The organism is Lactobacillus rizhaonensis (assembly GCF_036246345.1).
In the GTDB taxonomy this organism is placed as follows: domain Bacteria; phylum Bacillota; class Bacilli; order Lactobacillales; family Lactobacillaceae; genus Lactobacillus; species Lactobacillus rizhaonensis.
Genome location: NZ_BTTV01000001.1, coordinates 559,748 through 585,983, shown reverse-complemented (window position 1 = coordinate 585,983; position 26,236 = coordinate 559,748). Strand labels below are relative to the sequence as shown.

The window sequence follows — 26,236 nt, the reverse complement described above, 5'->3', positions numbered from 1 at the left end:
TTGTGAAAAGAACTTTTTTAAACATTCTGTATAATGCGGTTTACCAAATTTTTCTAGTATTAGTACCGTTAATAACAGTTCCCTATCTTTCGAGAATTTTAGGTCCCAAAACGTATGGTATTTACAGTAACGTTAATAATATCGTTCAATTTCTAATGATTTTCTGTACTCTTTCAGTGTCCTATATTGGGATGAGAACAATTTCTCAGATTAGAGCTTTCGGTAGCGAGCAGGATTTAACCAAGGCATTCTGGGGTTTGTGGTATTTTCAGGCCATAGCGGGATTTGTCACAATAGTGATAGTAATTGCTGTTACCAGCTTTTTTAAGATTAAGTATGGGCAATATTTACTATTAATGGTGCCATATCTTATTTCAGCTCAGGTTGATATTTCGTGGTTTTTTCAGGGATTAGCTGATTTTGGTCGTGTTGTTTTAAAAAATACTGCGGTTAAGCTGGTTTCTGTTATCCTAATTTTATTATGGGTAAAAAATCCGGGTGATCTCTGGAAGTACATGTTGATCATGTCAGTTTCAACAATGCTGGGGTCATTTGTTTTTTGGTTTGATATTCACCGCTATGTTGGTGGACCGGTCAAGCATTTTTATCAGTATCGCGCGACTGTTAAAGCAATCATCACCCTTTTAATTCCCCAAATTGCTACCCAAATTTATACCTCTCTTGATAAACCTATTTTGGGCCTTTTTCAAAATTCGACGCAGGTTGCCTATTATGATAATTCCCAAAGAATTTCTAACATGGTTTTGGGTATCGTCACCAGTATTTCCTTAGTAATTATGCCTAAAATGGCGGGTGAGAATAAAAAAGAGCAACGGGTAGTTTTAAAAAAGTCCCTGGAAGCGACGGTTATGCTGGGAACTTTGTTTGCAGTTATTATTATGGCTAATACCAAGGAATTTGTGCCCTTCTTTTTTGGTCATAAATTCATTCCCATGACACCATTGATGTTTTTCTTTACCCTAACCATCATTATGATTCCAACTGGCGGCGTGTTTGCCAATCAATTTGCGCTTGCCAATCATCGAGATCGCGATTATGCCATCCCAGTTATAGTTGGTGCTTTCTTGGAAGTAATATTAAGCTACTTTCTGGATCAACTATACGGTGCAACAGGAGCTATGGTGGCAACTTTAATAACTGAGTTTATAGTTTTGTTATTGCGCTTGTGGATTGTACGGGATGGTTATGATTTTAAATATTCTTTTCGTGAAATTCCCAAGTACTTTATAATTGCCGCTATTGTTTTGGCAGTAGGTCTTCTTTTACCCCAGATGTTTGCTTCGGCATTTCTTAATATGCTGTGCAAATCAATCATTATGTTTGTTTTATATATCGCGTTAATGTTTTTGCTAAAACTCGATTTTAACCAAGACATAATTTTGTTATTGAAAAAGTTTCTTACCAGAGGTTAATAAATGATTCCCAAAATAATTCATTATGTGTGGGTAGGGGGGAACCCTAAACCGCAGAATATTCAGTGCTGCATGAAGACTTGGTCAAAACACTTGCAGGATTATCAAATCATCGAATGGAACGAACACAACTTTGATATTCATGAGAATAAATATGTAGAACAAGCATATCAAGCTAAAAAATGGGCCTTTGTTTCAGATTATATTAGGGCTAAAGCAGTTTATGAAATGGGCGGTATCTATATGGATACGGATGTTTTGGTTTTGGATAATTTACATGATTTGTTAAATAATAGGGCTTTTGTCGGTTTTGAAAATAAGGATAATCCTTTTACAGCAGTCTTTGGAGCGGAAAAAAATCATCCACTGATTAAAGACATGCTTTCTTATTACGATGACCGTAATTTTACTTTTGACAAACAAGACCAACTGGCAGGAGTTAATACTGTTTCTGTATCTGACATTTTAAAAAATAAGTATGGCGCACAGCCCAATAATCAAGAACAGATGCTGGAGACGGGTATTCACGTTTATCCTGATGGCGTACTTTGCAATCCTTCTGCGCAGTCAAAGACCATCCATGTTTTTACCGGAACATGGATGGAAGGGGCTAAGCCGTTAAAAAGAAAATTAGTTACGGCTCTAAAAGTCAGGATCAAAACGAAAAAAGAGGCAGCACTATATGCTAAAGTTTTCAGATAATCTGACTGAAGAAGAGTTGCAGAAACTGGTGGAAGAAGTTTCTCTCAAGTATTTTGGCAAACAATTTAAGCACCAAGTAAAAATTAATAGGCGCATGACTACAACTGGTGGTCGGTATCACTTAGATGATCACCACATTGAAATTAATGCGCATTTTTTAGTTCCGCAATATTACCAAGAGTTGATTGGTATAATTAAGCATGAATTGACACATTACCACTTACATTTAAGTCACCGAGGATATCGTCATCAAGACCATGACTTTAAAGTTTTACTTAATAAAGTTGGTGGTTCAAGATATGCACCAGATATTGGTCTTAGACGCAAAAGAAAAGCAAAATACTTATACGTTTGCACAGTTTGCGGGCAAAAGTATTTGCGAGTTCGCCGGCTAAATTTACGACAATATGCGTGTGGCCACTGTAAAGGTAAATTAAAATTAGTTGACCACAAATGACTTAAAAAACAATTAAAAAATTTTTTGTTTGACAAAACGTTAGGTACCAAACTATAATTAATTTATACAATATATTAGGTACCTAACTTTTACTTTTTATTAAAGGAGTTAATTATGAGTCAAACAAGTGATCAATTAATGAAACAACTTCATTTTATTATGCGTGCCAGTCGCTACTACATGTTTCAGAACAAAGAACCAATATCTGGTCAAAAACGAGTTTTAGCAGTCTTAAAGTTGGAAGACGGCTTAACCCAAAATTATCTGGCTGAGATTTTAGCTCTGAAGCCGGGCTCTTTAGCAGAATTGTTGAAAAAGATGGAGTTAAAAGGCGATATTCGACGTGAAGTTGATGAGCAGGATAAACGGGTTAAACGAGTTTACCTTACAGAAAATGGCAAAGAAAAGGCCGCTAAGTTGGCCGAACAAAAAGACAAACAAGATACTGCGCCATTTTTTGCCGGTTTAACTGCAGAAGAACAAGACCAATTCGGTCAGTATTTAGCAAAAATTGCTGCCGGTTGGGATGATGATTTCAAGGATAAAGCCAGCTCTTTTGTTGATCCGGCTTACCGGATGGAGAGAATTAAAAAATGGCGTGAATATGCTGCTGAGCATAATTTTTCAAGATCAGATATGCGCGATATGTGTCATCATATGCATGAACGGCGTCACTGTCATCATGACTTCCCTCGTGCTGATTTTAACAGAAATTATTGCAATTATGATAAGATGCACGGTTATGACCGCGACTTTTGGCGTAAATTTTGGCATAATGAAGATGAAGATTTATAATTAGCAACATGATTAAAGTTTTTCAATTATTGAAAAACTTTTTTATTTAGTCTAAATAAGGAAAGCCGGTATCTTTTATGGCATTTAAGTCACGTAAAGATGGAAAGCAAAATGTTAAAATTAGTGACTTTTTAGACCTGCTAAAAAGTTTAAACGTCAAAAAATCTTTGTTTATAATTGGGTTACTACTTAGTCTTATTACAAGTGCAGCCAACTTAGCATTACCTTTGTTAACCAGGGAGCTGGTGGACACCAGTAAATGGGATAACTTTAATTATTCCAGTTTAATTATTATCATCGTGGTTTTTGTGTTGCAGCTAATTTTAGGAACTTTAGGTGGATACGTACTGCGCTATTTTGGTGAAAGCGTAGTCAAAACCCTGCGTGAACGCTTATGGGCTCACCTTTTAAAATTACCTGTTACTTATTTTGATGCTAATAAAGTGGGCGAAAGCAGTTCTCGTCTAGTAAATGATACGGGAATAATTAAAGATTTACTCGCTGCGCAGTTTCCTAATTTTATTACTGGAGCAATACAGTTGTTTTTCTCATTAATCATTTTATTTGTGATGGATTGGGAAATGGCCACCTTGATGTTTGTTGTAGTTCCTATTGTCGTAGTGATTTTATTACCCGTTGGTCGCATAATGGTCAGACTAGGACGCAAACTACAAGCGGAAACAGCTAAATTTAATGGTGAAGTCAGTGAAAAATTATCGGAGGTCCGTTTAATTAAATCCAGTAACGGTGAAAAGCATGAGCAAGAAGCTGGTAACCACAGAATCAGGAAAATTTTCACCATTGGTGTTTTAGACGCACGCGTTGAAGCTGTTTTGCAGCCCATCATTATGACCTTGATGATGGCTGCTTTTGCCGGTATTTTGGCTTTTGGTATTATTCGCGTCGGTCAAGGTTCTTTAACAAGTGGTTCATTAGTGGCTTTTTTACTGTACTTATTTAATGTTATTGGGCCCGTAGCGAATTTTGCCACCTTTTTCTCTCAAATTCAAAAAGCCTTGGGTTCAACTGAACGCATCCAGGAAATTTTACGAATAGAGCCTGAAAAGAATTTGGGTCAACAGACCTGCGATTTAACTAATAAAACATTAACTGCGCAAGATTTAAAATTTAGTTATGTCAAAAACGAACCAGTATTACAATCAGTTTCATTTGTTTCTCAGCCTAATTCTGTAATTGCTTTTGCTGGTCCCAGCGGTGGAGGCAAGTCAACTATTTTTGCACTGCTGGAGCGGTTTTACCAACCAGATAGTGGCCAAATTACTATTGGAAACCAGGACATTCAAGATATTGACCTGGCAAATTGGCGTTCTCAAATAGGCTATGTTTCTCAAAACAGCGCCATTTTTTCTGGAACTATTCGGGAAAATCTGGTTTATGGCTTAACTAAAGAAATGACCGATGAAGACCTTTGGCGTGGTCTTTCTTTGGCTTATGCGGATCAATTTGTCCGTGAATTTCCTGACCAGATGGAGACTGAAATAGGTGAACGCGGAATTAAGCTCTCTGGTGGTCAAAAGCAGCGTTTAGCTATAGCACGAGCATTTTTACGTGACCCTAAGATTTTAATGCTGGATGAAGCTACGGCAAGTCTTGATTCAGAATCAGAGGGAAAAGTGCAACAGGCACTCGATAAACTAATGGTCAATAGAACAACTTTGGTAATTGCGCACCGATTGGCTACGATTGTTAATGCCGATCAAATATATTTTATAGAACACGGTAAAGTTACGGGTCATGGCACCCACCACGAATTGATGCAAAAACATAGTTTATACGCTAAGTATGTCACCGAGCAGATGGTAAATTAACCGTTTTAAATAAAAATGATTAAGAAAACTCTTGTGCTAAATTCAATTTTGGGTTATAGTATTGAATGTGCTGCGGGCATGGCGGAATGGCAGACGCGCAAGACTAAGGATCTTGTGATCGCTTTTAGATCGTGGAAGTTCGAGTCTTCTTGCCCGCATTTGATTTAATGGAGCTTTAGCTCCATTTTTTTGTATACTTAATTTATTTTAGAAACTAACTAACTTTATTTTAAAAATTAATTATATTGCATAGTTTTATACTTAAGAGAGGTTATACTTAAGAAGAGATTTTTTAAAGCAAGGGAAAACAAATGGCGAGAAAACGAAGAAGCAAGAAGTTATCTAATATAGCAATCATTATGCGCACTTTTATTATTTTATTTTTATTAATAATTGCTTTTGTGGCTTTTCGTTATTATCGTAGGCAGGCAATTCAGTCTGAACAAATCAGGCAGGAACAAATTGCCCGTGAAGAAGCAAGGCAAAAGATTATCAGACAGCATAAGGCTTTTATCCGCGAAATTGGACCGATAGCTAAAGAAGTGGATAAATCTTTTGATCTTTTACCCAGTATTACAATTGCTCAAGCCTGTCTCGAAAGTGATTATGGTAAAAGTGATCTTTCGCAAAAATACAATAACCTCTTTGGCGTCAAGGGGAATAACCCAAATACCTCTGCTGTCTTAAAAACCAAAGAATTTGAAAAAGGTAAGTGGATTGAAATCAAAGCTCGCTTTCAAATTTATGACTCTTATGAAGCTTCAATCAGGGCTCATGCGCGCCTGTTCCAAAAGGGGACGACTTGGGATGCCAAGCAGTACCGGCATGTTCTTGCCGCCAAAAATTATGAGGCTCAGGCTCGTGCGTTAGTTAAAGACGGTTATGCCACTGACCCTGATTATGCAGATAAACTGATTAAATTAATTGAAGAATACAATCTTGACCGTTTTGATAAATAGAATGCACAGGGTAACAATTACGATTACGATTTTTGGTACAATAGAAGAGTTATAAAATTTTGGGGTGAGAGGATTCAGAATGAGCGTAGAATCAATTTTAAAAGGTTTAAATCCACAGCAAAAAAAAGCAGTACAGATTACAGAAGGGCCATTGTTAGTCGTTGCTGGAGCGGGTTCAGGGAAGACCTCTGTGCTAACTCGGCGAATTGCTTATCTAGTTGCTGAAAAAGGAATCGCACCTTGGAATATTCTGGCTATTACTTTTACCAATAAAGCTGCTACTGAAATGAAAGACCGTGAAAGTAAGCTATTAGGTCAGCAGGCTGACAGTATCTGGATGTCGACTTTCCATGCTCTTTGCGTCCGCATACTAAGACGGGATGCTGAAAAAATTGGTTATAGCAGTAATTTTTCGATTGCCGATTCAGCTGAACAGCTAACTTTGATTAAACATATTCAAAAAGAGCAGAATATTAATCCCAAAATGTATGAACCACGGAGGATTCTAGCTGCAATTTCTAATGGCAAAAATGATTTACTTACTCCAGATGCATTTTCAGCCAGTGCTGCCTCACCTTTTGAAAAAATAACTGTTCAAGTGTATCAGGAATATCAAAAACGCCTAAAGAATGATCAAATTATGGACTTTGATGATTTGATTATGCAAACTTTGGTTTTGTTTAAAAAAGATCCGACAGTTTTACATTATTATCAAAATAAATTTCGTTATTTACTGGTAGATGAATACCAGGATACCAACCAAGCACAATATGAACTGTGTCATGCTTTGGCTGCTCAATATAAAAATATTTGTGTCGTCGGTGATGCGGACCAGTCAATCTATGGTTGGCGCGGAGCCAATATGGAAAACATTATGAATTTTGAGCAGGATTATCATGATGATGGAGTTCAAACTGTCAAATTGGAGCAAAATTACCGTTCAACTGGTCATATTTTAGCAGCTGCTAATGCCGTAATTAAGAATAATCGTAACCGCAAAGCCAAAAAGCTGTGGACTGATCAGGGTGATGGTGCAAAGGTAACTTATTATCGCGCCCAAAGCGGTGATGATGAGGCTCATTTCATTATTGCTAAAATCCAGGAAGAGGTAAAAGAAAAAAAGCGTTCTTATCACGATTTTGCAGTGTTATACCGTACTAACGCTCAATCCAGAACAGTTGAGGAGTCTTTTGTTAAGTCAAATGTTCCTTACCAAATTGTTGGTGGTCATAAGTTCTATGATAGAAAAGAAATCATGGATATTATGGCTTATTTAAAGTTAGTAGCTAATCCCAGTGATTCTATGAGTTTTAACCGGATTATTAACACCCCTAAGCGCGGTATTGGACCAGTTAGTGTGCGCCGCTTTATGGACTTTGCCCGTGATAACAATTTATCAATTTTAGGAGCTTTTGATCACATTAGTATGTCAGGCGTTACTGCCCGGGCAGCGGCCAAACTGAGTGATTTTGGCGCTAAACTACGTGATGCGATTAATTTTGCTAAAGATCATACAGTTACTGGTTTGACTGAAAAAATATTGCAAGACTTTGGCTATACTGCTGCTTTGAAAGCTGAACATACAATTGAAGCAGAAACTAGATTAGAAAACCTGGATGAATTTTTGTCTGTTACTAAGCGTTTTGATGATGAATACGAAGAAAACGATGATGAAAATGCTTTGAGTGACTTTTTAGCCGAGGTTTCTCTTTTAAGTGACCAAGATGATTTGGCCAATAATGATGATCAAGTTGCGTTAATGACACTACACGCCGCAAAGGGGCTGGAATTTCCAGTGGTCTTTTTAGTAGGGATGGAAGATGGGCTCTTTCCTTTGTCCCGCGCTTTGATGGAAGATGATCAGCTTGAAGAAGAACGCAGATTAGCATATGTGGGTATTACCAGGGCTAAGCGTGAACTGTTTTTAACCAATGCATACTCACGCATGATGTATGGCAGAATGCAGAATAATCCTCCTTCCAGATTTTTGGAAGAAATTGATCAAAACGATCTGAATATTGAAAATTCAGTGCCAATTACCATGACTAGTGATAACTTTCAAACTGAGACTGCACCTTTTGCCAATAGCGATGAACGAGCACGTGCACAGGTTTATACTCCAAAAGTTAAACCTGCTGGCGCAGTGGGAGCAGAGAAAAAAGGCTGGAATGTCGGTGACCAGGTAGAGCATAAGTCCTGGGGCAGAGGCGTTGTAACTAAAGTTAACGGCAAAGGCGAAGACATGGAGCTTGATATTGCTTTTAGTGGTAAAGGAATCAAGCGGCTTTTAGCAGCATTTGCACCAATTAAAAAGGTATAATAAAAGCAGAAATAAAAAAATAGTTTTAAATCAGGAGGAAGAAAATGGCAGATTTAACTCTTGATGAGGCCAGAAAAGAAGTCGCAGCTCTAAGAGATAAACTAGACGAATGGGCAAATGCCTATTATACAAAGGACACACCTGAAGTTGAAGATAATGTGTACGATAAAAACTATAATCGTTTAGTTGAACTTGAGCAGGAATTTCCGCAGCTGGTGTCACAAGATTCCATTACTCAAAAAGTAGGGGGACAGATTGACAATCGGTTTACTAAGGTTACTCATGAAATTCCAATGCTATCAATGGGAGATGTTTTTTCTAAAGAAGAACTGCAGGAATTTGATGACAGAGTCCAAAAGCAAATAGGTCACGAAGTTGCTTATAACGTTGAGTTAAAAATTGATGGCCTGTCTATTGCACTGGAATATACTGACGGTAAATTAACTAGGGCTTCTACCAGGGGTAATGGCCAAGTAGGTGAAGATGTTACTCCTAATGCGCGCTATATTTCTGATATACCGCAAACCTTGCCCGAAAAATTGACCACAGAAGTCCGTGGTGAATGTTACATGGGTAAAGAACCCTTTGCTAAACTCAATGCGGAACGTGATGAAAACGGTGAAACAACTTTTGCTAATCCGCGCAACGCTGCAGCCGGCTCTTTACGGCAATTAGATGCAAGTATTACCAAACACCGGCACTTGAGTACATTTATTTATACTTGGGTTAATCCGCCAGCAGAAATTACCAGTCAACACCAGGCAATTGAAAAAATGACGCAGCTGGGTTTTCACACTAATCAGACCGGTCGCAGAATTGTAAAAATGACCGATATTTTTGCTTTTATTGACGAGTATACTGCTAAAAGAAATTCGCTGGATTACGGGATTGACGGGATTGTGTTAAAAGTTGACGACTTGGACTTGCAACAAGAACTAGGAAATACCGTCAAAGTGCCACGGTGGGAAATAGCGTATAAATTTCCTCCTGAAGAGCAGGAAACTGTGGTTCATGAAATTAAGTGGACGGTCGGTCGTACTGGAGTTGTAACGCCTACTGCGATTATGGATCCTGTCCAGTTAGCTGGTACTACAGTTTCTCATGCAGTTTTGCATAACGCCGATTTATTGCAACAAAAAGATGTCCGTATTGGCGACACCGTTATGTTACATAAAGCGGGTGACATTATACCCGAAATTTCAGAAGTAGTATTGGCTAAAAGACCTAAGGATGCTCAACCTTATCCGATTCCGATAACGTGCCCATCGTGTGGAGAAAAATTGATTCATCTAAAAGATGAAGTAGCACTGCGCTGCGTTAATCCGTCCTGTCCTGCTCAGATTGAGGAGGGCATAACTCACTTTGCTTCCAGACCAGCTATGAATATTGACGGCCTAGGACCTAAGATTGTGCGTCAATTAATTAAGAACGATCTCGTCCATAATGTAGCTGATTTGTATCATTTAACCGCTTCTGATTTGGAAAAACTGGATCATTTTAAAGATAAATCTATTAGTAATTTATTAAACGCTATCAATAACTCAAAAAGAAATTCCGTTGAGTTATTGTTAACCGGACTTGGAATTGATCATGTAGGTGCAAAGGCTGCCAGATTAATTGCACAAAAGTTTAAAAATATGGCAAAGATTATAACAGCAGACGTGCAAGATGTAGCTGCTATCGATACAATAGGAATGACAATTGCGGAATCTTTAACCACTTATTTTGCTCAGGATGAAGTTAAGGATCTAGTTAATGAACTTAAAGATAGTGGTGTTAACATGGATTATCTGGGCGAAGAGCCAGAAGACACTGCTGCAATCCCGGACAATTACTTTAAAGGTAAAACTGTCGTTTTAACCGGCACTCTGGCGCATTATACTAGAAGTGAGTTTACCAAGAAATTACAATCACTTGGTGCTAAGGTAACTGGTTCAGTTTCAGGAAAAACCGATTATGTAATTTATGGTCAGGACGCTGGTTCCAAATACACCAAAGCACAGAAGCTCGGTGTACCATTATTGACTGAGGAAGAAGCAATTGCTCAAGTTAAATAAAGGAACTTTTAAAGTGAAAAAATACTTGCAAATATTAACGCTTTTGGGAATATCATTGAGTTTGACAGCTTGCGGCAACTTAAAAAATTCCGATTTGGCGAATAACGCTAAAACATCATCGAATTCAAGCCCTAAAACATATCAAACTACCGATACTGGTAATAATGGGTATACTGTTTTGCTTAAAAACGGGCATTATGTAACAAGTCCAATTTCTGGCTTGACAGCGACTGATAATGATAATTCTGTTGATACTAGAGAATTAGAACGAGGCTTGGTCCAGATTTCTAAAGGTGTTTATTCAACAAATTCATATGTCTTTCAGGAAGGCCAGTACATTTCTGCCACTGTAGCCAATCAATGGCTGGGACGAAAGTCAAAGTCAAATCCCACTGGTCTTAATCCCAAAATAGGAACTAAGAAAAATTACCAGCCAATTTATTTAGAAGAAATAATTGAACAAGATTTTTTGACTGGTTCTGGTTCAAATTATCACATAGGTGGTATTAGTATTGGGCTTGCTCTTAATTCAATTGACTATTATCAAAAGAAAAAAGATGGTCCTGAATACCAGGCACAAATTTCACGTGCTCAGCAAAAGCAATACGGACAAGCAGTGGCCCAACAGGTAGTAGCTCGCTTGCGGAAAAAGAAAGCATTAAAGAATGTTCCAATTACTATTGGTCTTTTTGCCAAAGAAAGTAAGGATTCTTTAGTGGCTGGAACTTACTTTTTGAGCGGGACAGCGGGCGCTAATAGTAGTAAAATAACTAAATGGAAAACTATTAATACTCAAGCGGAAGTTTTACCAACGGTTGGTGGTAAAAAAGCAATTAATAGCAGTGATGCTTCCAGTTTCAATAGTTTTAAAGAATCTATTCAAAATTATTTCCCTAATATCAGTGGTGTAACAGCAACTTTACGATATGAAAATGGTAAATTAGCTCAAGAAAATATCACAATTACTACCCAGTTTTATGGGTATGAGCAGATTCAAAGTTTTACCAGACTGGTTTTATCAACCGCAAAGAAGTACTTGGCTAATGACGTGCCAATCGAAATTAAGATTGGCTCCGTTAATGATATCCAGGCTTTAGTTGCTAAAGAAACCGGGGATAGTAGTTATCAAGTCCATATTTATGGTGGCGAATAAGGAGGTATATTTGCGTGGAAATTACAGAAGATACAATTAAACACGTTGCGACTTTGTCGCGGCTTGAGATTGATGAAAAAGATATCAGCAAAGTAACTGAACAAATGAGTTCAATTATTAATATGGCTGATCAATTATCAGAAGTTAATACTGATGGTGTGAAAGAAACAGTTCAGGTTGTTGATCGTGATACTGTATTTAGAGAAGACAAGCCTGAACACTGGCAAGATCGAGCTGAATTAATGAAAAATGTTCCTGAACAGGCCAATGGCTTCATTAAGGTTCCAGTAATTATTAATAAGGATGAGGACGAGTAATGAATTATTTAAATGAAGATATTGACTCTTTAAATGAAAAACTTGCCCACAAGACTTTGTCAGCCGACAAATTAGCGCAAGATACAATTGATAATATTAAAAAGACGGATGATAAGTTAAACGCTTGGATTACTGTTCAAGAAGATGCAAAGCCTCAAAGTGATTTAGACTTTGCTCACAATAAACTTGCAGGAATTCCGATTGCCATTAAAGACAACATTATTACGGATGGTGTTAAAACAACAGCTGCTAGCCATATTCTAGATAATTATATTCCAGTATATGATGCGACTGTTATTGAAAGACTAAAAAAGGCGCAAGTAACTTTTGTGGGTAAAACCAACATGGATGAGTTTGCGATGGGTTCTTCTACTGAACATTCATACTTTGGTATTACTCATAATCCGTGGAATTTGGACAAAGTACCGGGTGGCTCTTCCGGTGGTTCAGCTGTTGCTGTTGCCTCAGGCCAAGTCGTTGCTGCTTTAGGTTCAGACACTGGCGGTTCGATCAGACAACCTTCCGCGTTTAACGGCATTTTTGGTATCAAGCCAACATACGGTCGAGTTTCACGTTGGGGCTTAATTGCTTTTGCTTCTTCATTAGATGAAATCGGCGTGATGAGTAAACGAGCAAAAACTTCAGCTGAAGTTTTGAACGTGATCGCGGGTAGTGACGACCATGATTCCACTCTTTCGACCAGAGCAGTTCCTGATTTTACCAAGTATATTGGTCAAGAAGTAAAGGGTATGCATGTAGCGGTAGTTAAAGAATATATGGCTGCGGTTGATGGCGATATGCGCGAGGCAATTCAAGAACAAATTGATGCTTTGGAAAATGCTGGAGCAATTATCACTGAGGTATCTTTACCTTTAACCAAGTATGTAGTTCCAGACTATTATATTATTGCTTCAAGTGAGGCTTCTTCAAACTTGCAAAGATTTGATGGTATTCGTTACGGCTATCGTGCTCAAGATACTAAGAACCTATTAGATGTTTACGTTAAGTCTCGTTCAGAAGGTTTTGGCGAAGAAGTTAAACGCCGGATTATGTTAGGCTCCTTTGCTCTTTCAGCTGGTTCTTATGATCGTTTCTTTAGACAAGCTTCTAAAGTGAGAACGTTAATTTGTGATGAATTCGATCAGATTTTCGCTGAAAATGACGTTATTGTTGGTCCAACCACCACTACTCCTGCTTTTGGCATCGGCAGTGAAATTTCTGATCCAATCAAAATGTATAACAATGATATTTTGACAATTTCAGCCAACTTAGCAGGAATTCCTGCTGCCAGTGTTCCTGCTGGTTTAGTTGATGGAATGCCTGTAGGACTGCAGATTATGGCCAAACGGTTTGATGAAGGTAGTATTTTCCAAGTAGCTGATTTTATCGAGCGAAGCAATAAGTTTTATGAAAAAACACCAACTGGAATGGAGGATTAACTGATGAATTTTAAATCAACGATTGGGTTCGAAGTTCACTTTGAATTAAAAACTAAAAGTAAGATTTTTTCACCTTCGCCAGTAAGTTATGGTGCTAAACCCAACACTGAAACAAATGTAATTGATTGGGCGATGCCAGGTGTTTTACCTTACGTTAACAAGGACGTTTATCGCTTAGGCATCATGGTTGCATTGGCCACACATGCTCATATTTTGCCAACTACTCATTTTGATCGGAAAAATTACTACTATCCAGATAGCCCTAAGGCTTATCAAATTACCCAATTTTTCCAACCACTAGCTCGTGATGGCTACGTTGAAATTGAATCTCACGGTAAGAAAAAGCGCATTGGAATTCATGAAATGCACATCGAGGAAGATGCCGGCAAAAATACTCATGGTACAAACGGGTATTCATACGTTGACTTAAACCGTCAGGGTGTTCCTTTACTTGAAGTTGTTTCTGAGCCAGAAATTGCTGATCCTGATGAAGGCTATGCCTACCTTGAAAAATTACGTAAGATAGTGCAATTTACCGGTGCTTCCGACGTTAAGATGGAAGAGGGGTCTATGCGTGTTGATACCAACATTTCCATTAGACCTGCTGGGCAAAAGGAACTGGGTACTAAAGTTGAAATGAAGAACTTGAACTCTTTTGAACACGTGCGTAAGTCTTTGGCATATGAAGAAAAGCGTCAAGCTCAAGTCTTACTTTCTGGTGGTCGCGTGCAACTTTCTACTCGGCGCTTTGACGAAGCAACTGGTAAAACAGTTTTGGAACGTGTCAAAGAAGGCGATGCTGATTACCGTTACTTCCCTGAACCTGATATTGCTCCTGATCATATCAGCCAAGAGTGGATTGATGAAATCAAGTCAACTCTGCCACGTTCAGCTGAGGAACGTTACAACCAGTACGTGAATGAATTTGGTCTGAAAGAATATGACGCAAATGTTCTTTTGCAAACCAAAGAAAGTTCAGACTTCTTTGATCAAACGGTTGCTGCAGGAGCTGATCCACAGCTTGCTGCTAACTGGATGAACACCCAGGTTAATGGTTATTTGAATGATAATCGGGTTGAACTTGCTGATATTAAGTTGACACCAGAACATTTAGCTGCCATGATTAAACTGATTAAAGATGGTACGATTTCTTCTAAGATAGCTAAGAAGGTCTTTGCAGAGACAATTGCTAATGGTACAGATCCTAAGAAATACGTTGAAGACAAAGGTATGGTGCAATTATCTGATACCAGCGTTTTGGCACCTATGGTTAAAGAAGTTGTTGATAACAACCCACAATCGGTAGAAGACTTTAAGAACGGTAAGGATCGTGCAATTGGTTATCTTGTTGGTCAGTTGATGAAACAAACCAGGGGCAAGGCTAATCCAAAGGTAATTAATAAGTTGCTGAACGAAGAATTGCAGAAGCGTTAAGTAAGTTTTGAAGTAATAAGGGTAGAAATTATGACTGAAAAAGCAAGATTGATCTATAATCCTGTATCTGGTCACGAACAGATGCCTAAAAATGTCGCGGATATATTGGACGTTTTGGAACAAGCTGGGTATGAGGCAAGTGCATTTAGAACTAAACCTGAAAAGCAGAGTGCTCAAAAAGAAGCAACTCGTGTAGCTAATGAAGGCTTTGATCTGATTGTTGCTGCTGGCGGTGATGGCACCATCAATGAGGTGGTAAACGGTATTGCAAATTTGGAAAAAAGACCAAAGATGGCAATTATTCCTGCTGGTACCACTAACGATTATGCTCGTGCTCTGCATATTCCTCGAGATGATATTGCCGAAGCGACAAAAGTTATTCTCAAAAATAAAACCCGTAAAATGGATATTGGTGAGGCAACTTTTGCTAATGACATTCAGTATTTTGTTAATATTGCTGCTTGTGGTTCATTGACTGAATTGACATATGGTGTTCCGTCAGAAGTAAAGTCTGCACTTGGCTATACTGCTTACTTAATTAAAGGTGCGGAAATGCTGCCACATCTTACTGAAAATGAACTTCGTCTTACCTATGATGAGGGCGTATACGAAGGTAAGCTGTCTATGCTTCTCTTGGGGATGACCAATTCTATCGGTGGCTTTGAACAAATTATGCCTGATGCTGAGTTAAGTGATGGCTTGTTTCAATTAATAATTGTTAAGCCGTCTGATCCAGTAAAGCTGTTAAAATTAATGGCTTTAGCTTTAAACGGCAAGCACGTCGATGATCCTGACATTATTTACACCAAGACACGCAGTTTAAAGATTGAATTAATGGGTAAAAGCAAAGGTGAAAAATTGCCGGTTAACCTTGATGGTGAAATTGGTGATTATTGTCCTGTTACTTTTAAAAATTTACAACAACGAATTGAATTTTTCGTTGGTGAATAAATAAAGCACAAAAAAGAAGCAATTACTTTCACGAGTAATTGCTTCTTTAGTTTAGTAACAAAATCTATTAGTTGCGACTATTACCACTGCCACCAAAGATTTCTATTAAGAACATAAAAATGTTAATGAAATCAAGGTAAAGTTGTAATGCGCCAAGAACTGCTAAACCGTTGGTTGAAACTTGGTCACCATAATTAGTGTAAATGGCTTTCATTTTATTGGCGTCACTAGCAGTTAAGCCTGTAAAAAGAATTACACCAATAAATGAGAAGACATAAGTAACGGCAGGGTTACGTAAAAACATATTAACTATCCAAGCAACCACAAAGCCAAGTAAAGCAGCACTCAAGTAAGAATTCCAGTTAGTCATATCTCTTTTAGTAAAAGTGCCAAACAAAGCCATGGCAATGAACACCGCTGCCGCTGAAACAAAGGCAGAAGTGATTTGCGTACCGGTATAAAAGCCTGCAATTAAAGCAAATTCAAAACCGTAAATTGCTGATAATATCGTTAACATTACTAAACTGGCAACTGGATTGCGGTCAGCTTTAAAACTAATACCCATTGATAAGCCAAATGGGACAAATAAAATGAGCCACATCATGGCCACTGGCATGTTCATCACAGCACTTCTGAATACAGTCATTGTTAAGTAGGCTGCTAACGCAGAAACAAGAACCGCACCGGCCATCAAGGCATACATTTTAGTTAGAAAAGTATTGGTTTCGGAGATGGTATGGATTTGGCGCCTGTCTGAATTAGTATCATAATTATTCATGAAAAACGTCCTTTCTTTAAGTTATTAGTATTAAAAGTAACACAGACAACACTGAGTGTGAAGGGATAAAGCTGAAATTAATCCAATATTAAGAAACCGGTATCTGCATTACTTTTGCTGGGATTTTTAGTAAAATAAAGATATTAATTAGTGTTTGTAAAAAAGGACAAAATATGGAAAAGAATCAAATTATTAAGTTAGAAATTACCGATTTATCTTATGAAGCAATGGGAGTAGCTCATTATGAGGGCATGACAGTATTTGTCAACAATGCTTTACCGGGAGAAACGGTAGAAGCCAGGATCTTAAAAGTAAAAAAACACTTTGCTTTTGCTAAAATTGAACAAATTATCAAGGAAAGCCCTGACCGGGTTAACATTAAACTTAACCAGTGGGTTCAAACTGGGTTAGCCTCTTTAGCACACATCAAATACGATAAGCAGCTGGAGTTTAAACGTAATCAAGTAGTAAATTTACTGCAGAAAGCACATTTAGATGATGTAAAAGTAGGCGAGGCTTTGCCTAGTCCAGAACAAACTGGCTACCGTAATAAGGCACAGGTGCCAGTGCGTGAAGTTAAGGGCCAGCTTGAAATTGGCTTTTTTAGAAAACATTCACACGACTTAGTGCCTCTGACCAATTTCTTTACTACTGATCCTGAAATTGACCGCGTTTTAGTCGCTGTGCGTGATATTTTAAGACAGTATCATGTTCCAGCATACGATGAAATTCATAATCAAGGTGAAATCAGATACTTGGATGTTCGCCGTAGTAAAGCCACTGGTGAAATTATGGTCATCTTGGTCTGTTTGCATAAGGATTTTCCACAGTTACCTAAAGTGGCAGAGGCAATTAAACAAATCGATGGCATAACTAGCCTAGTCTTGAACTATAACCCGAAGAAGACCAACGTTATCTTAGGTAAAGTTGATTACTTAATCTTTGGTAAACCACAAATTACGGATCAAATTGGTGATGTTAAGTTTAAGATCTCCCCTGAAAGTTTTTTTCAAATCAACTCACTGCAAACACCCCGCTTATATGACTTAGCTATTAAAAAAGCTGATTTACAGCCTGACGATATTGTGATTGATGCTTATTCTGGTATTGGAACCATTGGTTTAAGTGTTGCCAAACACGTCAAATCTGTTCGCGGAATTGAAAGTGTGTCTGACGCGGTGAAAGATGCCAATAATAATGCCAAACTGAATGGTATCAACAATGCGAAATACGTGACTGGTAAAGCTGAAGAAGTGATGCCAAGATGGGCTGCTAAGGGGATGAAAGCTGATGTCATCTTTGTCGACCCGCCACGCAAAGGACTAACACCAGAATTTATTGAGGCGGCGGTAAAAACTGACCCGAAGAAGATTGTTTATATTTCATGTAATCCTGCAACTATGATTCGCGATCTGCAGGAATTTATAAATGAAGGCTACACCTTTAATCAAATTGACCCCGTTGACATGTTTCCACAAACGCCGCATGTTGAAGTAGTAACGGTGTTGAAACGGACTAGGAAATAAATATTAAATGTTTGTGTAGTGGCATTTTTAATAGAATAAAAGCGTACTAATTCATTTTTAATGATTTGAATTAGTACACTTTTTGTTTTCTACTTGGTAATATCTTAAATTATTAGTCTTATTGACGTATCCAGATAACAGTGTTATATTGTTAATTGCAGATAACGGTGTTATTTAAGGAAGTATGTAAAATGGACAATACACAAGATAAAATCATTCAAGCAACGATAGAATGGATTAAAACAGATGATTATAAGAACTTATCAATGCGTAAATTGGCAACAAAAATAGGAATGACTACTGGGGCCATTTATAAATACTTTCAAAACAAGGATGAGTTGTTTTACCAAGTATCGATTAAATTATCACAGCAATTTGCTGAACAACTGATTACTACTTCTGAGAGTTCACCAAAGGATGAACTACTTTCATTAGCTAATGAATTCTGTAAGTTGAGCCAGGAACAGGCGAAGCTTATCAACTTCCTATTTTTTAATTCAAGTTTGCAGAATTTTTACCAACATGCCAATCATGATTTTCAATTTTACGATCAGGTAATGAGGTTAGTTCATCAGATAAACAGTGGTGGAGTTACTGATCAACAATTCTTTACTCAGATTTGGGCCTTTATTCAAGGGTATTCGTTGTTAATCATAAACGGGGTAGCTGAATATGAGCCCCTTTTAGTTGAAAAAACCTTAAATGAAATGATTGGGGGTAGTAAAAAATGATTTTGATAATTTATTGTCATCCCTATGATCAGAGCTTTAACCATGCGGAACTAGAAATAATTAAAGAAAATCTAAGTGCTGCTCATCGGAAATACGAAATAATAGACTTGTATGCGGATCAATTTAATCCAGTGTACTCAAAGGAAGAACTGAGGCTCTATCATCAAGGTCAAACTACCGACTCTTTAGTTACTAAATACCTAAAACTATGTCAACAAGCGGATACTGTGATTTTTATTACACCTTACTGGTGGAATGATATTCCTGGGATGTTAAAAGGCTTTATTGACAAGGTGATGAAAGAAGGAGAAGGTTTATCACACACTGTTACTAAAATAGGAGTGAAAGGTGAGTTGACTAATGTTAAACATTGCTATGTGCTAACCACTTCAACTTCACCAACATGGTATATTCGTTTCTTTTTAGGTAATGCTATTAAAAAAATTTTCATTAACAAAACTATGCGCCAATTAGGGTTTAGGCACTGTTATTGGCAAAATTTTGGTGGTATTACTAATTCTTCGTTTGAACGAAGGAAGAAATACTTAGACCAATTAACTAAGAAGACTTTTAGCTAAAAAGTTTCCACTTTTTTTTCAATTGTTTAACAAACAAGAGAATTTTGTACTAAATAATTTATTCTTAAGCGATGCTTTATTGATGTCAAATACTTTGTTAACAAAATTAATTGATATAATTTTGGGCATTAACAGGTATTTTTGGTAAAACAATTAATAGAAGTAAACTAAAAAGGAGGCATAGTTATGAACCGCGTTTTGATTGGTAAAGTTTCACAAAAAGGACAAGTAGTTATTCCAATACAAATCAGAAAAGCTTTAGGTTTGAAAAAGGGTAGCAAAGTGTCATTCGAGCTAAAAAAAGGTGAAATTACTATCAAAAAATTACCAACGGCATTAGATTGGGCTAATTTGGTTAAGCAAATTCCAGTTGAGGATGTCAAAATCGGTGAAAATGGTTATTTTGACCCTGAAAAATCACCGGATTTCCATGACTGGATGATTAATGGCTAATAAAGTTAGGGGAACGAACGACTTTTGCAAGTATATTTAAAAAACATTGAACGTTTGAAAAATTTCTATCAAAGTAATTATTACAGTTGGTTGGAAACTAATGATCCTAAAATGATCAAAAATGTTGAAGATGCTTTATATGAAGATCCAGATAATTGTGATGTTGAATTATACAAAGATCTAGCTCTTAAATATAATTTAGAATGCAAGAAATGTAATTTATTTGTTGACGTCAAAAATCAAAAGATAAAAATGTCAGCAGATATCATTTGTGGTGTTAAAAGTTTAAAAGCTTTGGGGTCAAGTATGCCAGAATTTTTATCAAATTACGCCAAAATCAGATCAAGTGTAAAGTTACATTTCATATGGCCTCAGCACAAAGTTCCAACAATAAATACTTATCGCTATCAAATTTATCACGATCGCATTGATTACTTGTTATATGATTTGAAACATTACTTTATGGGTAAAGAAACGCCAATGCAAAAAGCCTATCAAAATAATAATACTAAAATTTGGCTAGATGCTTTTAACAATGATTTTCCAAAATTCGTTCATGAAATGCACTTCGAAGATTTTGTTAATGAAAATTATGATGTGCTGGATATTGAATTTGGACAAAGAAAAGCTGTTAATGGCAATTTACAGCAACTTCAGAGTAAAGCAAAGAACAAAAATGTTCAAAAACGATACATGGAACGGTTATTAACTTTGGATAAGTTGTTTTAATAAATTAGTTTGAATCATTTGTTGCGAAACAGTATTTAGTAATAAAATTTAGTTAGGAAGAGTTTATTAATTGGGTAATGGCTCATTCGCAACAGTGTTATGAGCAGATTAGGCTGCTGGCTAAGGACAACGAATGGTCAGAACAAAAAAATATTGAATTCAGGGACTTATTAGAAAAAGCAGCCAGTCAAACTCCAACAGTTAAAACTTTAACCAACGCCTATCAACATGTCTGGGGTTATTTTAAAAAAATTTGTACGGAAGAGGAAAAACAAACTTACTTACATTTATTGCAAGAATTGTCACCAACAGAAGATGAATTGGGTCCATTTTTAAGTCGTTTAGCTGAAAAGTATCAAGTTTCTTATTTATTAAACTCACGTTTAATTCAGGAGTGCAAAGAAAAATCATGAGATTATGGCATCAAGACTTAATTTGGCGATTGCCAAGGCAGCAACTTTTGGGGCAACATCGTGAAATTGCCGCTTTGCGCGGACGTGGCTGGGGCAAACCGCATGCCACCGTTAACTATGTTTTTCAGTATTCACCATATAAATTGTATCAATTCCATTTGTTAGTATTAGCTGAAATGCAACGGCGCCATTATCATCCAGATATTAAATGGTTTGATCCTTATTATAGAGGACAATATTGTCCTGAGTATGAAAGTTTACCGGCTATTCCGTGGACTGATCCAATTTACCTAGAGCACGACGATGCATATTTACAAAGTTGTTTGGATAATTTGCACCAAAAAGGAATAGATTTGTAATAAGTTTAGTTTGCTAAAAATTGCAAGATTGACACTGGATGTTGATAATTTCCTAGATTATTTTAAGAAACGCAAGTAAAAAAGTTGAGCACTGTCACATGAATGCTCAACTTTTTATTTTGCCATTGTAATTAGATTACTTTGTTTTGATTTTATGATTAATACTTGCAATCTCCTTTGCAATTTTATGGTAATTATAATACCAGCAAATTAAGTAAATGATGACAAAAATCACAGTAAATTTTGTAAAGTTAACCAAGTTTAACGAAACCCAACCAGCTAAAAGGGCCAAGAAAACAAATCCAAAATAGTAGGTGAAGAAATTTATAACCGTCTTCTTTAATAATGACCATTGGTTAATAGTGAAGATAAAACTGCCAAAACCGAAAAATACTCCAGTAACCGCCCAGAGAATAATTGAGGCGCTAAAAGCATTAAGCAAATCGCTAAATTTTGTCGTAAAAGATGGACTGGATGGAACGTAAACTGAGCTGTGTGATGCATAACTGCAAAAGATAGAAATCATTAAGCCAATGAAGATTCCCCTAACGGCAAAATTAAATAAATAATTGATAAATCTCTTTGTGTTTTTCATATTCCTAACCTCTCTTTCAGGTTCTTAATATTTCTTCTTGATATTTGTACGCGATGCTTATTAGTCAGAACAACATCGATTAACCCATTATTAAGTAATTCAAGGTGATCGATGTGTTGATAATTAAATATAGCGCTGCGTGAAGCTTCAATAAAATAATTCGGTAAATCTGCTTTCAAATTTGATAAACGATCATTATATGTAAGTTGCTGCTTTTCTGTATAAACATTAATATCTCTATTAGCAACTTCAAGTGAATAAATGTCTTCAAAATTAATCGGATAAATTTGAGATTGATAATGGCACCATAATGAATTTTCTGACTGTGCTAATTTTTGCAAAAGTTCATTAATTGCTGGTGTCATTTTTTTGATCCATAATTCACCGTGTTCTTCGCTAATATTGGGGTCGACGTGACAATTAATTTTCATTTCTGGCTTCTCCTTTCTGTTAATAAGTATAGTAGATGAATTTCATTTTTATCCCAGATTACTGCAAATGGTGGAATAAATGTTATTAATGGTTATAAAATTTGTGTTTCTGGTTCAAATTTAACTTTTATAATTAAAAGAGGGTTTGAGTGCATGAATATACTAAAGTATAATTTAAAAGAGATGAACTAAGATTAGATGGCATCTATCAAATCAAATAAGGTGATCAACTTAAAATTGCATTTTTGAATAGAAAGGAAGAAAATTTTGAAAAAAAGAGATCTAGAACCAACTGAAGAAAATATAATAGATACTTTTGTTAAGAACAGTGTTGGAAGAAATAATAGCTTATTTAAGTTTATAGAAATGCTTAATTATCAAGATGATTCATACTCAATTGCTTTTGATGGGCGATGGGGTTCAGGGAAAACATTTTTTGTAAAACAATGTAAATTAGTATTGGACTGTTTAAATGAAGAGAATCAATATGAATATAAGGATCAAGTTTTAGATGTAATAGGCCAAGATGAGATTTCTAAACTTACAAAAATTAATTTTAGAACCGTTTATTTTGATGCTTGGAAAAATGATAGTGATTTGGATCCTATTGTGTCTTTATCCAAAAGTATAGCTACAACTGCTTTTAATATTAAAACGAAAGCTAAGACTGTAGCTTTTGAAGCGGGAAAAGAATTAGTTAAAATAGCAGCCAAAGAAATTGCCAAAACTGATATTGATAATATCTTAGATATTTTTCATACAGAAGAAAATGTTGAAGCCAAATTCAAGAAGGAATTAGCTTCTTTAATTCCAAAAAATGGACGTCTAATTCTATTCATCGATGAATTAGATAGGTGTCGTCCAACATATGCTGTTAAGCTATTAGAAAGAGTACAACATTTTTTTGATAATAATAAAATTACCTTCATTTTTTCCGTTAATCTTTATGAATTAAAAAATACAATAAAAAAGCTTTATGGTTCAAGTTTTAACGGTGATAGATACCTTGATCGATTTTTTTATTCGATTATCAGCTTACCAGATGCAAATTATACTTCTGAGAATATAGAGGGTATGTCTTCAGATGAAAAAATGTATTTAAAGTATTGTGACGAGATCACTCAAAAATTCAATTTTAGTCTTAGAGAACAGAATCATTTTACAAGCATGATAGATATTACTGGTATTAAAAATAGATTCTTGTCTTCTAATTACCATGCAGATGTATTCGGAAATGGTAATGAAATAGTAGATTTCTTTATAATTCCCTATATGATTGCACTTAAGATGGTCGATAGCGATCAATTCAATGCTTTTGTTTATTATAATGACGGTACAGACTTTATTAATTTTTTGGCATCGAGTAAAATCTTTTTAAATTATTTGTGGACTGATGATTCAAATACTCTTAAGAAAGCTGCAAAGGACATTTACGATTGTATTTTTGTGAGAAATGAAATTGTAGAATCTGTTGGAATTACTAAAGAACCAAAGAATATTTATATTAGAGAACCTTATAAATTAAAAAAAGAAGTCAATGATATTTTAAGTTTAGTATCAAATGATTCGGTTTATGAAGATAAAGATGCTAAAGCTACAAAAAAATAAGCATATTAAAATTTACCTAATTAATAATTTTTTGTCATTTTTAGATTGAAGTAAAATATAAAAGTTATATTCAGTTAATATTTATTGTAACGACTAGTTATATCAAAATTCATAATTAAGCCATGTTACTGAAATTTATTATTTAGGAGAATAGTTTTGTCAGAAGATTTAATTAAAGACCCTGTAATTTTTGATACAAAATACGATGTAGAAAGTGCTAATGAACTTGAAAATAAAATTCATGATGAATATAAAAATAATAAATTAGCAGAAAAATTACTAATAGAATATCCAACTGTCTACATTATTAATTCAAAAATTTCGGGAAACAAGGAATATTCAGTTTATGTTGGTGAGACTAATGATATCCAAAGAAGAACGATTGAACATCTAGGTGAAGATCCTAAGGTTAGAGTCGACTTTGCGGATTTTAAACATTCAACTAATGCAAAAATGTATGTCATAGGACAAGAGCACTTTAATAAATCTATGACACTGGATATTGAAAATAGGCTTATGCAGTATCTAAGCAGTGTTTCGGCTGTTTCAAGACTAAATAATCGCCGTTTTAATGAACAGAATAAATATTATGATTACGAAGAATTTGATGACCTATTCAAAAGAATATGGTCGGAGCTACATAAAAAAGACGAGAATCTATTTCCAGATGCTGAAGACTTAAAAACAAAGGCTATTTTTAAATCCTCTCCATTTAATAAACTTACAAATGAACAACTTAAAGTTAAAACGGAAGTAATTTTTAAAATTGATCAGGCCCTTAGATCAGCCACTAGTCTTGATGAAGCAAAATTGATTTTGGTTGAAGGTAAAGCTGGAACTGGAAAAACTGTCTTGGTAAGTAATATTTTTTATGATTTGATTCATGAAGATAGATTAGATGATTCTTCTGTTAAGAAGAAGACAAATCATAATCACCATTTAAAGATAACGTTATTAGTAAATCAAAATGAGCAGTTAAAAGTTTATGAGGAAATTGCAGCTAAACTTTTTCCAAATGATTCTGATATTAAAGTATTAAAGCCAGCAACTTTTATTAGAAAAACAACCGAAAGTAATAAAGATGATATTGTTATTATTGATGAAGCGCACTTGTTATTAACTCAAAAAAGTCAAGCCTATTATGGGCATGGTGACAAAATGATTGATGACATTTTGAAAAGAGCAAGAGTTGTAGTAGCTGTTTTTGATCCTCAACAAGTTTTATCAATTGATTCAATAATTGATAATCGATATTTAGAAACTTTAGTTGAAAAAACAGGTGGTGAAACTACATACTTAAAAGATCAATTAAGAATTGATGCTAATGATCAGACCATTGAATGGATTCACCGACTAATTGACGAAGGAACAATAGGGCCAATTCCAAAAGATAGAAAATATGAAATAAAAATATTTGATTCTCCAATGTTAATGCAAAATGCAATTGAACAGAAAAATCATTCCCAAGTTCACGGAATAAGTCGTATGGTGGCTACTTTTGATTGGAAATATTCTGGTGGTAAGGAAGAATTACCAGAAGGACAAAGGTATTGGGAAGTTAGGACTGGTAATTGGAGCATGCCATGGAATTATGAAATTAATAGAAGAGATCATATAGAAAAAAGAATCAGATATAAAGATAAGGAAAAGAATTTAAATAAATCTCGTTTAAGAACAGTAAAGTACAGTGATTTACCTTGGGCTGAAAAAGACTACACTATTAATGAAATAGGATCTCTATACACGGTTCAGGGATTTGATCTTAACTATGTTGGAGTAGTTTTAGGTCCATCTGTGAAATATCGAGATGGTAAGATAATTCATGATTATCAAGGCAGTGAAAATAGAAAAGCAATAAATAAAAGAAATTCTAAAAAAAGTTATGCAAAAGAATTATTAAAAAATGAGTTTAACGTTCTAATGACTAGAGGAGTTCATGGTCTCTATATTTATGCTGTTGATCAAGAATTACAAGATGCATTAAAAGAGGCAGCAAAGAATAAATCTTAATTTTACTAATAATTAGCCATTAAAACCTCTAAACTAAGTCTTAACCCAAGTTAATATTTTTTTACGATAAGTTAGATAAATAATAAAAATTGCAAGTCTGTACTGAACATAAAAGTTATTCGCTTCATTTATTCAATTTTGCGATTATAGACTTCTATGTATCCGCTGGAATACTCCGA

The 26,236-nt window shown here is 35.7% G+C and carries 25 protein-coding genes and 1 tRNA gene; 23 read left to right on the top strand and 3 right to left on the bottom strand.

Annotated features, from left to right (window positions below; translation table 11 throughout):
* Window positions 1-2: 2 nt before the first annotated feature.
* The 14 genes from AAA915_RS02790 (at window position 3) to AAA915_RS02725 (ending at window position 15,846) form a co-directional block, all read left to right on the top strand.
* Complete coding sequence (locus tag AAA915_RS02790; protein WP_338199678.1) at window positions 3-1,433, top strand: oligosaccharide flippase family protein; 1,431 nt, start codon at window positions 3-5, stop codon at window positions 1,431-1,433.
* A 3-nt stretch (window positions 1,434-1,436) separates the two neighbouring features.
* Window positions 1,437-2,135, top strand: a complete 699-nt coding sequence (locus tag AAA915_RS02785) for a glycosyltransferase family 32 protein (RefSeq protein ID WP_338199676.1) — start codon at window positions 1,437-1,439, stop codon at window positions 2,133-2,135.
* Between the two features lies 1 nt (window position 2,136).
* The gene (locus AAA915_RS02780) at window positions 2,137-2,592 is read left to right on the top strand and encodes a SprT family protein (protein WP_338199832.1); all 456 of its coding nucleotides are present in this window, start codon (window positions 2,137-2,139) and stop codon (window positions 2,590-2,592) included.
* 114 nt (window positions 2,593-2,706) lie between these two features.
* Window positions 2,707-3,387, top strand: coding sequence for a MarR family winged helix-turn-helix transcriptional regulator (locus AAA915_RS02775; RefSeq protein ID WP_338199674.1), 681 nt, complete (start codon window positions 2,707-2,709; stop codon window positions 3,385-3,387).
* Between the two features lie 77 nt (window positions 3,388-3,464).
* Window positions 3,465-5,216: an ABC transporter ATP-binding protein gene (locus AAA915_RS02770; RefSeq protein WP_338199672.1), complete on the top strand. Its 1,752-nt coding sequence runs from the start codon at window positions 3,465-3,467 to the stop codon at window positions 5,214-5,216.
* Window positions 5,217-5,288: 72 nt separating this feature from the next.
* Window positions 5,289-5,374: transfer RNA gene (locus AAA915_RS02765), tRNA-Leu, on the top strand.
* Between the two features lie 153 nt (window positions 5,375-5,527).
* The gene (locus AAA915_RS02760; RefSeq protein ID WP_338199670.1) at window positions 5,528-6,175 is read left to right on the top strand and encodes a glycoside hydrolase family 73 protein; all 648 of its coding nucleotides are present in this window, start codon (window positions 5,528-5,530) and stop codon (window positions 6,173-6,175) included.
* Window positions 6,176-6,254: 79 nt separating this feature from the next.
* Window positions 6,255-8,495, top strand: coding sequence for a DNA helicase PcrA (gene pcrA / locus AAA915_RS02755; RefSeq protein WP_338199668.1), 2,241 nt, complete (start codon window positions 6,255-6,257; stop codon window positions 8,493-8,495).
* Between the two features lie 44 nt (window positions 8,496-8,539).
* Window positions 8,540-10,552, top strand: a complete 2,013-nt coding sequence (gene ligA, locus AAA915_RS02750; RefSeq protein WP_338199666.1) for an NAD-dependent DNA ligase LigA — start codon at window positions 8,540-8,542, stop codon at window positions 10,550-10,552.
* Between the two features lie 13 nt (window positions 10,553-10,565).
* Window positions 10,566-11,705, top strand: a complete 1,140-nt coding sequence (locus tag AAA915_RS02745; protein WP_338199664.1) for a CamS family sex pheromone protein — start codon at window positions 10,566-10,568, stop codon at window positions 11,703-11,705.
* A 14-nt stretch (window positions 11,706-11,719) separates the two neighbouring features.
* Entirely contained in the window at window positions 11,720-12,022 is a 303-nt protein-coding gene (gene gatC / locus AAA915_RS02740; RefSeq protein WP_338199662.1) for an Asp-tRNA(Asn)/Glu-tRNA(Gln) amidotransferase subunit GatC, read from the top strand.
* The gene (gatA, locus tag AAA915_RS02735) at window positions 12,022-13,461 is read left to right on the top strand and encodes an Asp-tRNA(Asn)/Glu-tRNA(Gln) amidotransferase subunit GatA (RefSeq protein ID WP_338199660.1); all 1,440 of its coding nucleotides are present in this window, start codon (window positions 12,022-12,024) and stop codon (window positions 13,459-13,461) included. Before gatC ends, gatA begins: the two co-directional genes overlap by 1 nt.
* Before the next feature lie 3 nt (window positions 13,462-13,464).
* The gene (gene gatB / locus AAA915_RS02730; protein WP_034977233.1) at window positions 13,465-14,895 is read left to right on the top strand and encodes an Asp-tRNA(Asn)/Glu-tRNA(Gln) amidotransferase subunit GatB; all 1,431 of its coding nucleotides are present in this window, start codon (window positions 13,465-13,467) and stop codon (window positions 14,893-14,895) included.
* A gap of 30 nt (window positions 14,896-14,925) precedes the next feature.
* The gene (locus tag AAA915_RS02725; protein WP_338199656.1) at window positions 14,926-15,846 is read left to right on the top strand and encodes a diacylglycerol kinase family lipid kinase; all 921 of its coding nucleotides are present in this window, start codon (window positions 14,926-14,928) and stop codon (window positions 15,844-15,846) included.
* 67 nt (window positions 15,847-15,913) lie between these two features.
* Here AAA915_RS02725 and AAA915_RS02720 read toward each other — a convergent pair whose 3' ends face one another.
* Window positions 15,914-16,624 carry a Bax inhibitor-1/YccA family protein gene (locus tag AAA915_RS02720; RefSeq protein WP_294605866.1) on the bottom strand — a complete coding sequence of 237 codons (711 nt, stop codon included), beginning with the start codon at window positions 16,622-16,624 and terminating at the stop codon, window positions 15,914-15,916.
* Between the two features lie 173 nt (window positions 16,625-16,797).
* On the opposite strand from AAA915_RS02720, the gene rlmD reads away from it, so the two are divergent.
* The 7 genes from rlmD to AAA915_RS02685 all read left to right on the top strand — a co-directional run bounded on the left by rlmD (window position 16,798) and on the right by AAA915_RS02685 (window position 21,413).
* A complete protein-coding gene (gene rlmD / locus AAA915_RS02715; RefSeq protein ID WP_338199653.1) occupies window positions 16,798-18,150 on the top strand; it encodes a 23S rRNA (uracil(1939)-C(5))-methyltransferase RlmD in 1,353 nt (450 codons plus the stop codon).
* A 191-nt stretch (window positions 18,151-18,341) separates the two neighbouring features.
* A complete protein-coding gene (locus AAA915_RS02710) occupies window positions 18,342-18,881 on the top strand; it encodes a TetR/AcrR family transcriptional regulator (RefSeq protein ID WP_338199651.1) in 540 nt (179 codons plus the stop codon).
* Entirely contained in the window at window positions 18,878-19,459 is a 582-nt protein-coding gene (locus AAA915_RS02705) for an NAD(P)H-dependent oxidoreductase (protein ID WP_338199649.1), read from the top strand. Before AAA915_RS02710 ends, AAA915_RS02705 begins: the two co-directional genes overlap by 4 nt.
* A gap of 186 nt (window positions 19,460-19,645) precedes the next feature.
* Window positions 19,646-19,912 carry an AbrB/MazE/SpoVT family DNA-binding domain-containing protein gene (locus AAA915_RS02700; RefSeq protein ID WP_338199647.1) on the top strand — a complete coding sequence of 89 codons (267 nt, stop codon included), beginning with the start codon at window positions 19,646-19,648 and terminating at the stop codon, window positions 19,910-19,912.
* 24 nt (window positions 19,913-19,936) lie between these two features.
* Entirely contained in the window at window positions 19,937-20,641 is a 705-nt protein-coding gene (locus tag AAA915_RS02695; RefSeq protein WP_338199645.1) for a DUF6994 family protein, read from the top strand.
* A gap of 77 nt (window positions 20,642-20,718) precedes the next feature.
* Window positions 20,719-21,054, top strand: coding sequence for a YbgA family protein (locus AAA915_RS02690; RefSeq protein ID WP_338199644.1), 336 nt, complete (start codon window positions 20,719-20,721; stop codon window positions 21,052-21,054).
* On the top strand, window positions 21,051-21,413 hold the full coding sequence (locus AAA915_RS02685; protein ID WP_338199642.1) for a TIGR02328 family protein: 363 nt from the start codon (window positions 21,051-21,053) through the stop codon (window positions 21,411-21,413). Before AAA915_RS02690 ends, AAA915_RS02685 begins: the two co-directional genes overlap by 4 nt.
* 136 nt (window positions 21,414-21,549) lie before the next feature.
* Here AAA915_RS02685 and AAA915_RS02680 read toward each other — a convergent pair whose 3' ends face one another.
* Both AAA915_RS02680 and AAA915_RS02675 read right to left on the bottom strand, forming a co-directional pair.
* Window positions 21,550-22,008, bottom strand: a complete 459-nt coding sequence (locus AAA915_RS02680; RefSeq protein WP_338199640.1) for a DUF3021 domain-containing protein — start codon at window positions 22,006-22,008, stop codon at window positions 21,550-21,552.
* On the bottom strand, window positions 22,005-22,439 hold the full coding sequence (locus AAA915_RS02675) for a LytTR family DNA-binding domain-containing protein (protein ID WP_338199638.1): 435 nt from the start codon (window positions 22,437-22,439) through the stop codon (window positions 22,005-22,007). The genes AAA915_RS02680 and AAA915_RS02675 overlap by 4 nt, the downstream gene beginning before the upstream one ends.
* A gap of 267 nt (window positions 22,440-22,706) precedes the next feature.
* Here AAA915_RS02675 and AAA915_RS02670 point away from each other — a divergent pair, with 267 nt between their 5' ends.
* Window positions 22,707-24,047 (top strand): KAP family P-loop NTPase fold protein, encoded by a 1,341-nt coding sequence (locus tag AAA915_RS02670; RefSeq protein ID WP_338199636.1) that lies wholly within the window; start codon window positions 22,707-22,709, stop codon window positions 24,045-24,047.
* A 156-nt stretch (window positions 24,048-24,203) separates the two neighbouring features.
* Window positions 24,204-26,057: a DUF2075 domain-containing protein gene (locus tag AAA915_RS02665; protein WP_338199634.1), complete on the top strand. Its 1,854-nt coding sequence runs from the start codon at window positions 24,204-24,206 to the stop codon at window positions 26,055-26,057.
* Window positions 26,058-26,236 lie beyond the last annotated feature (179 nt).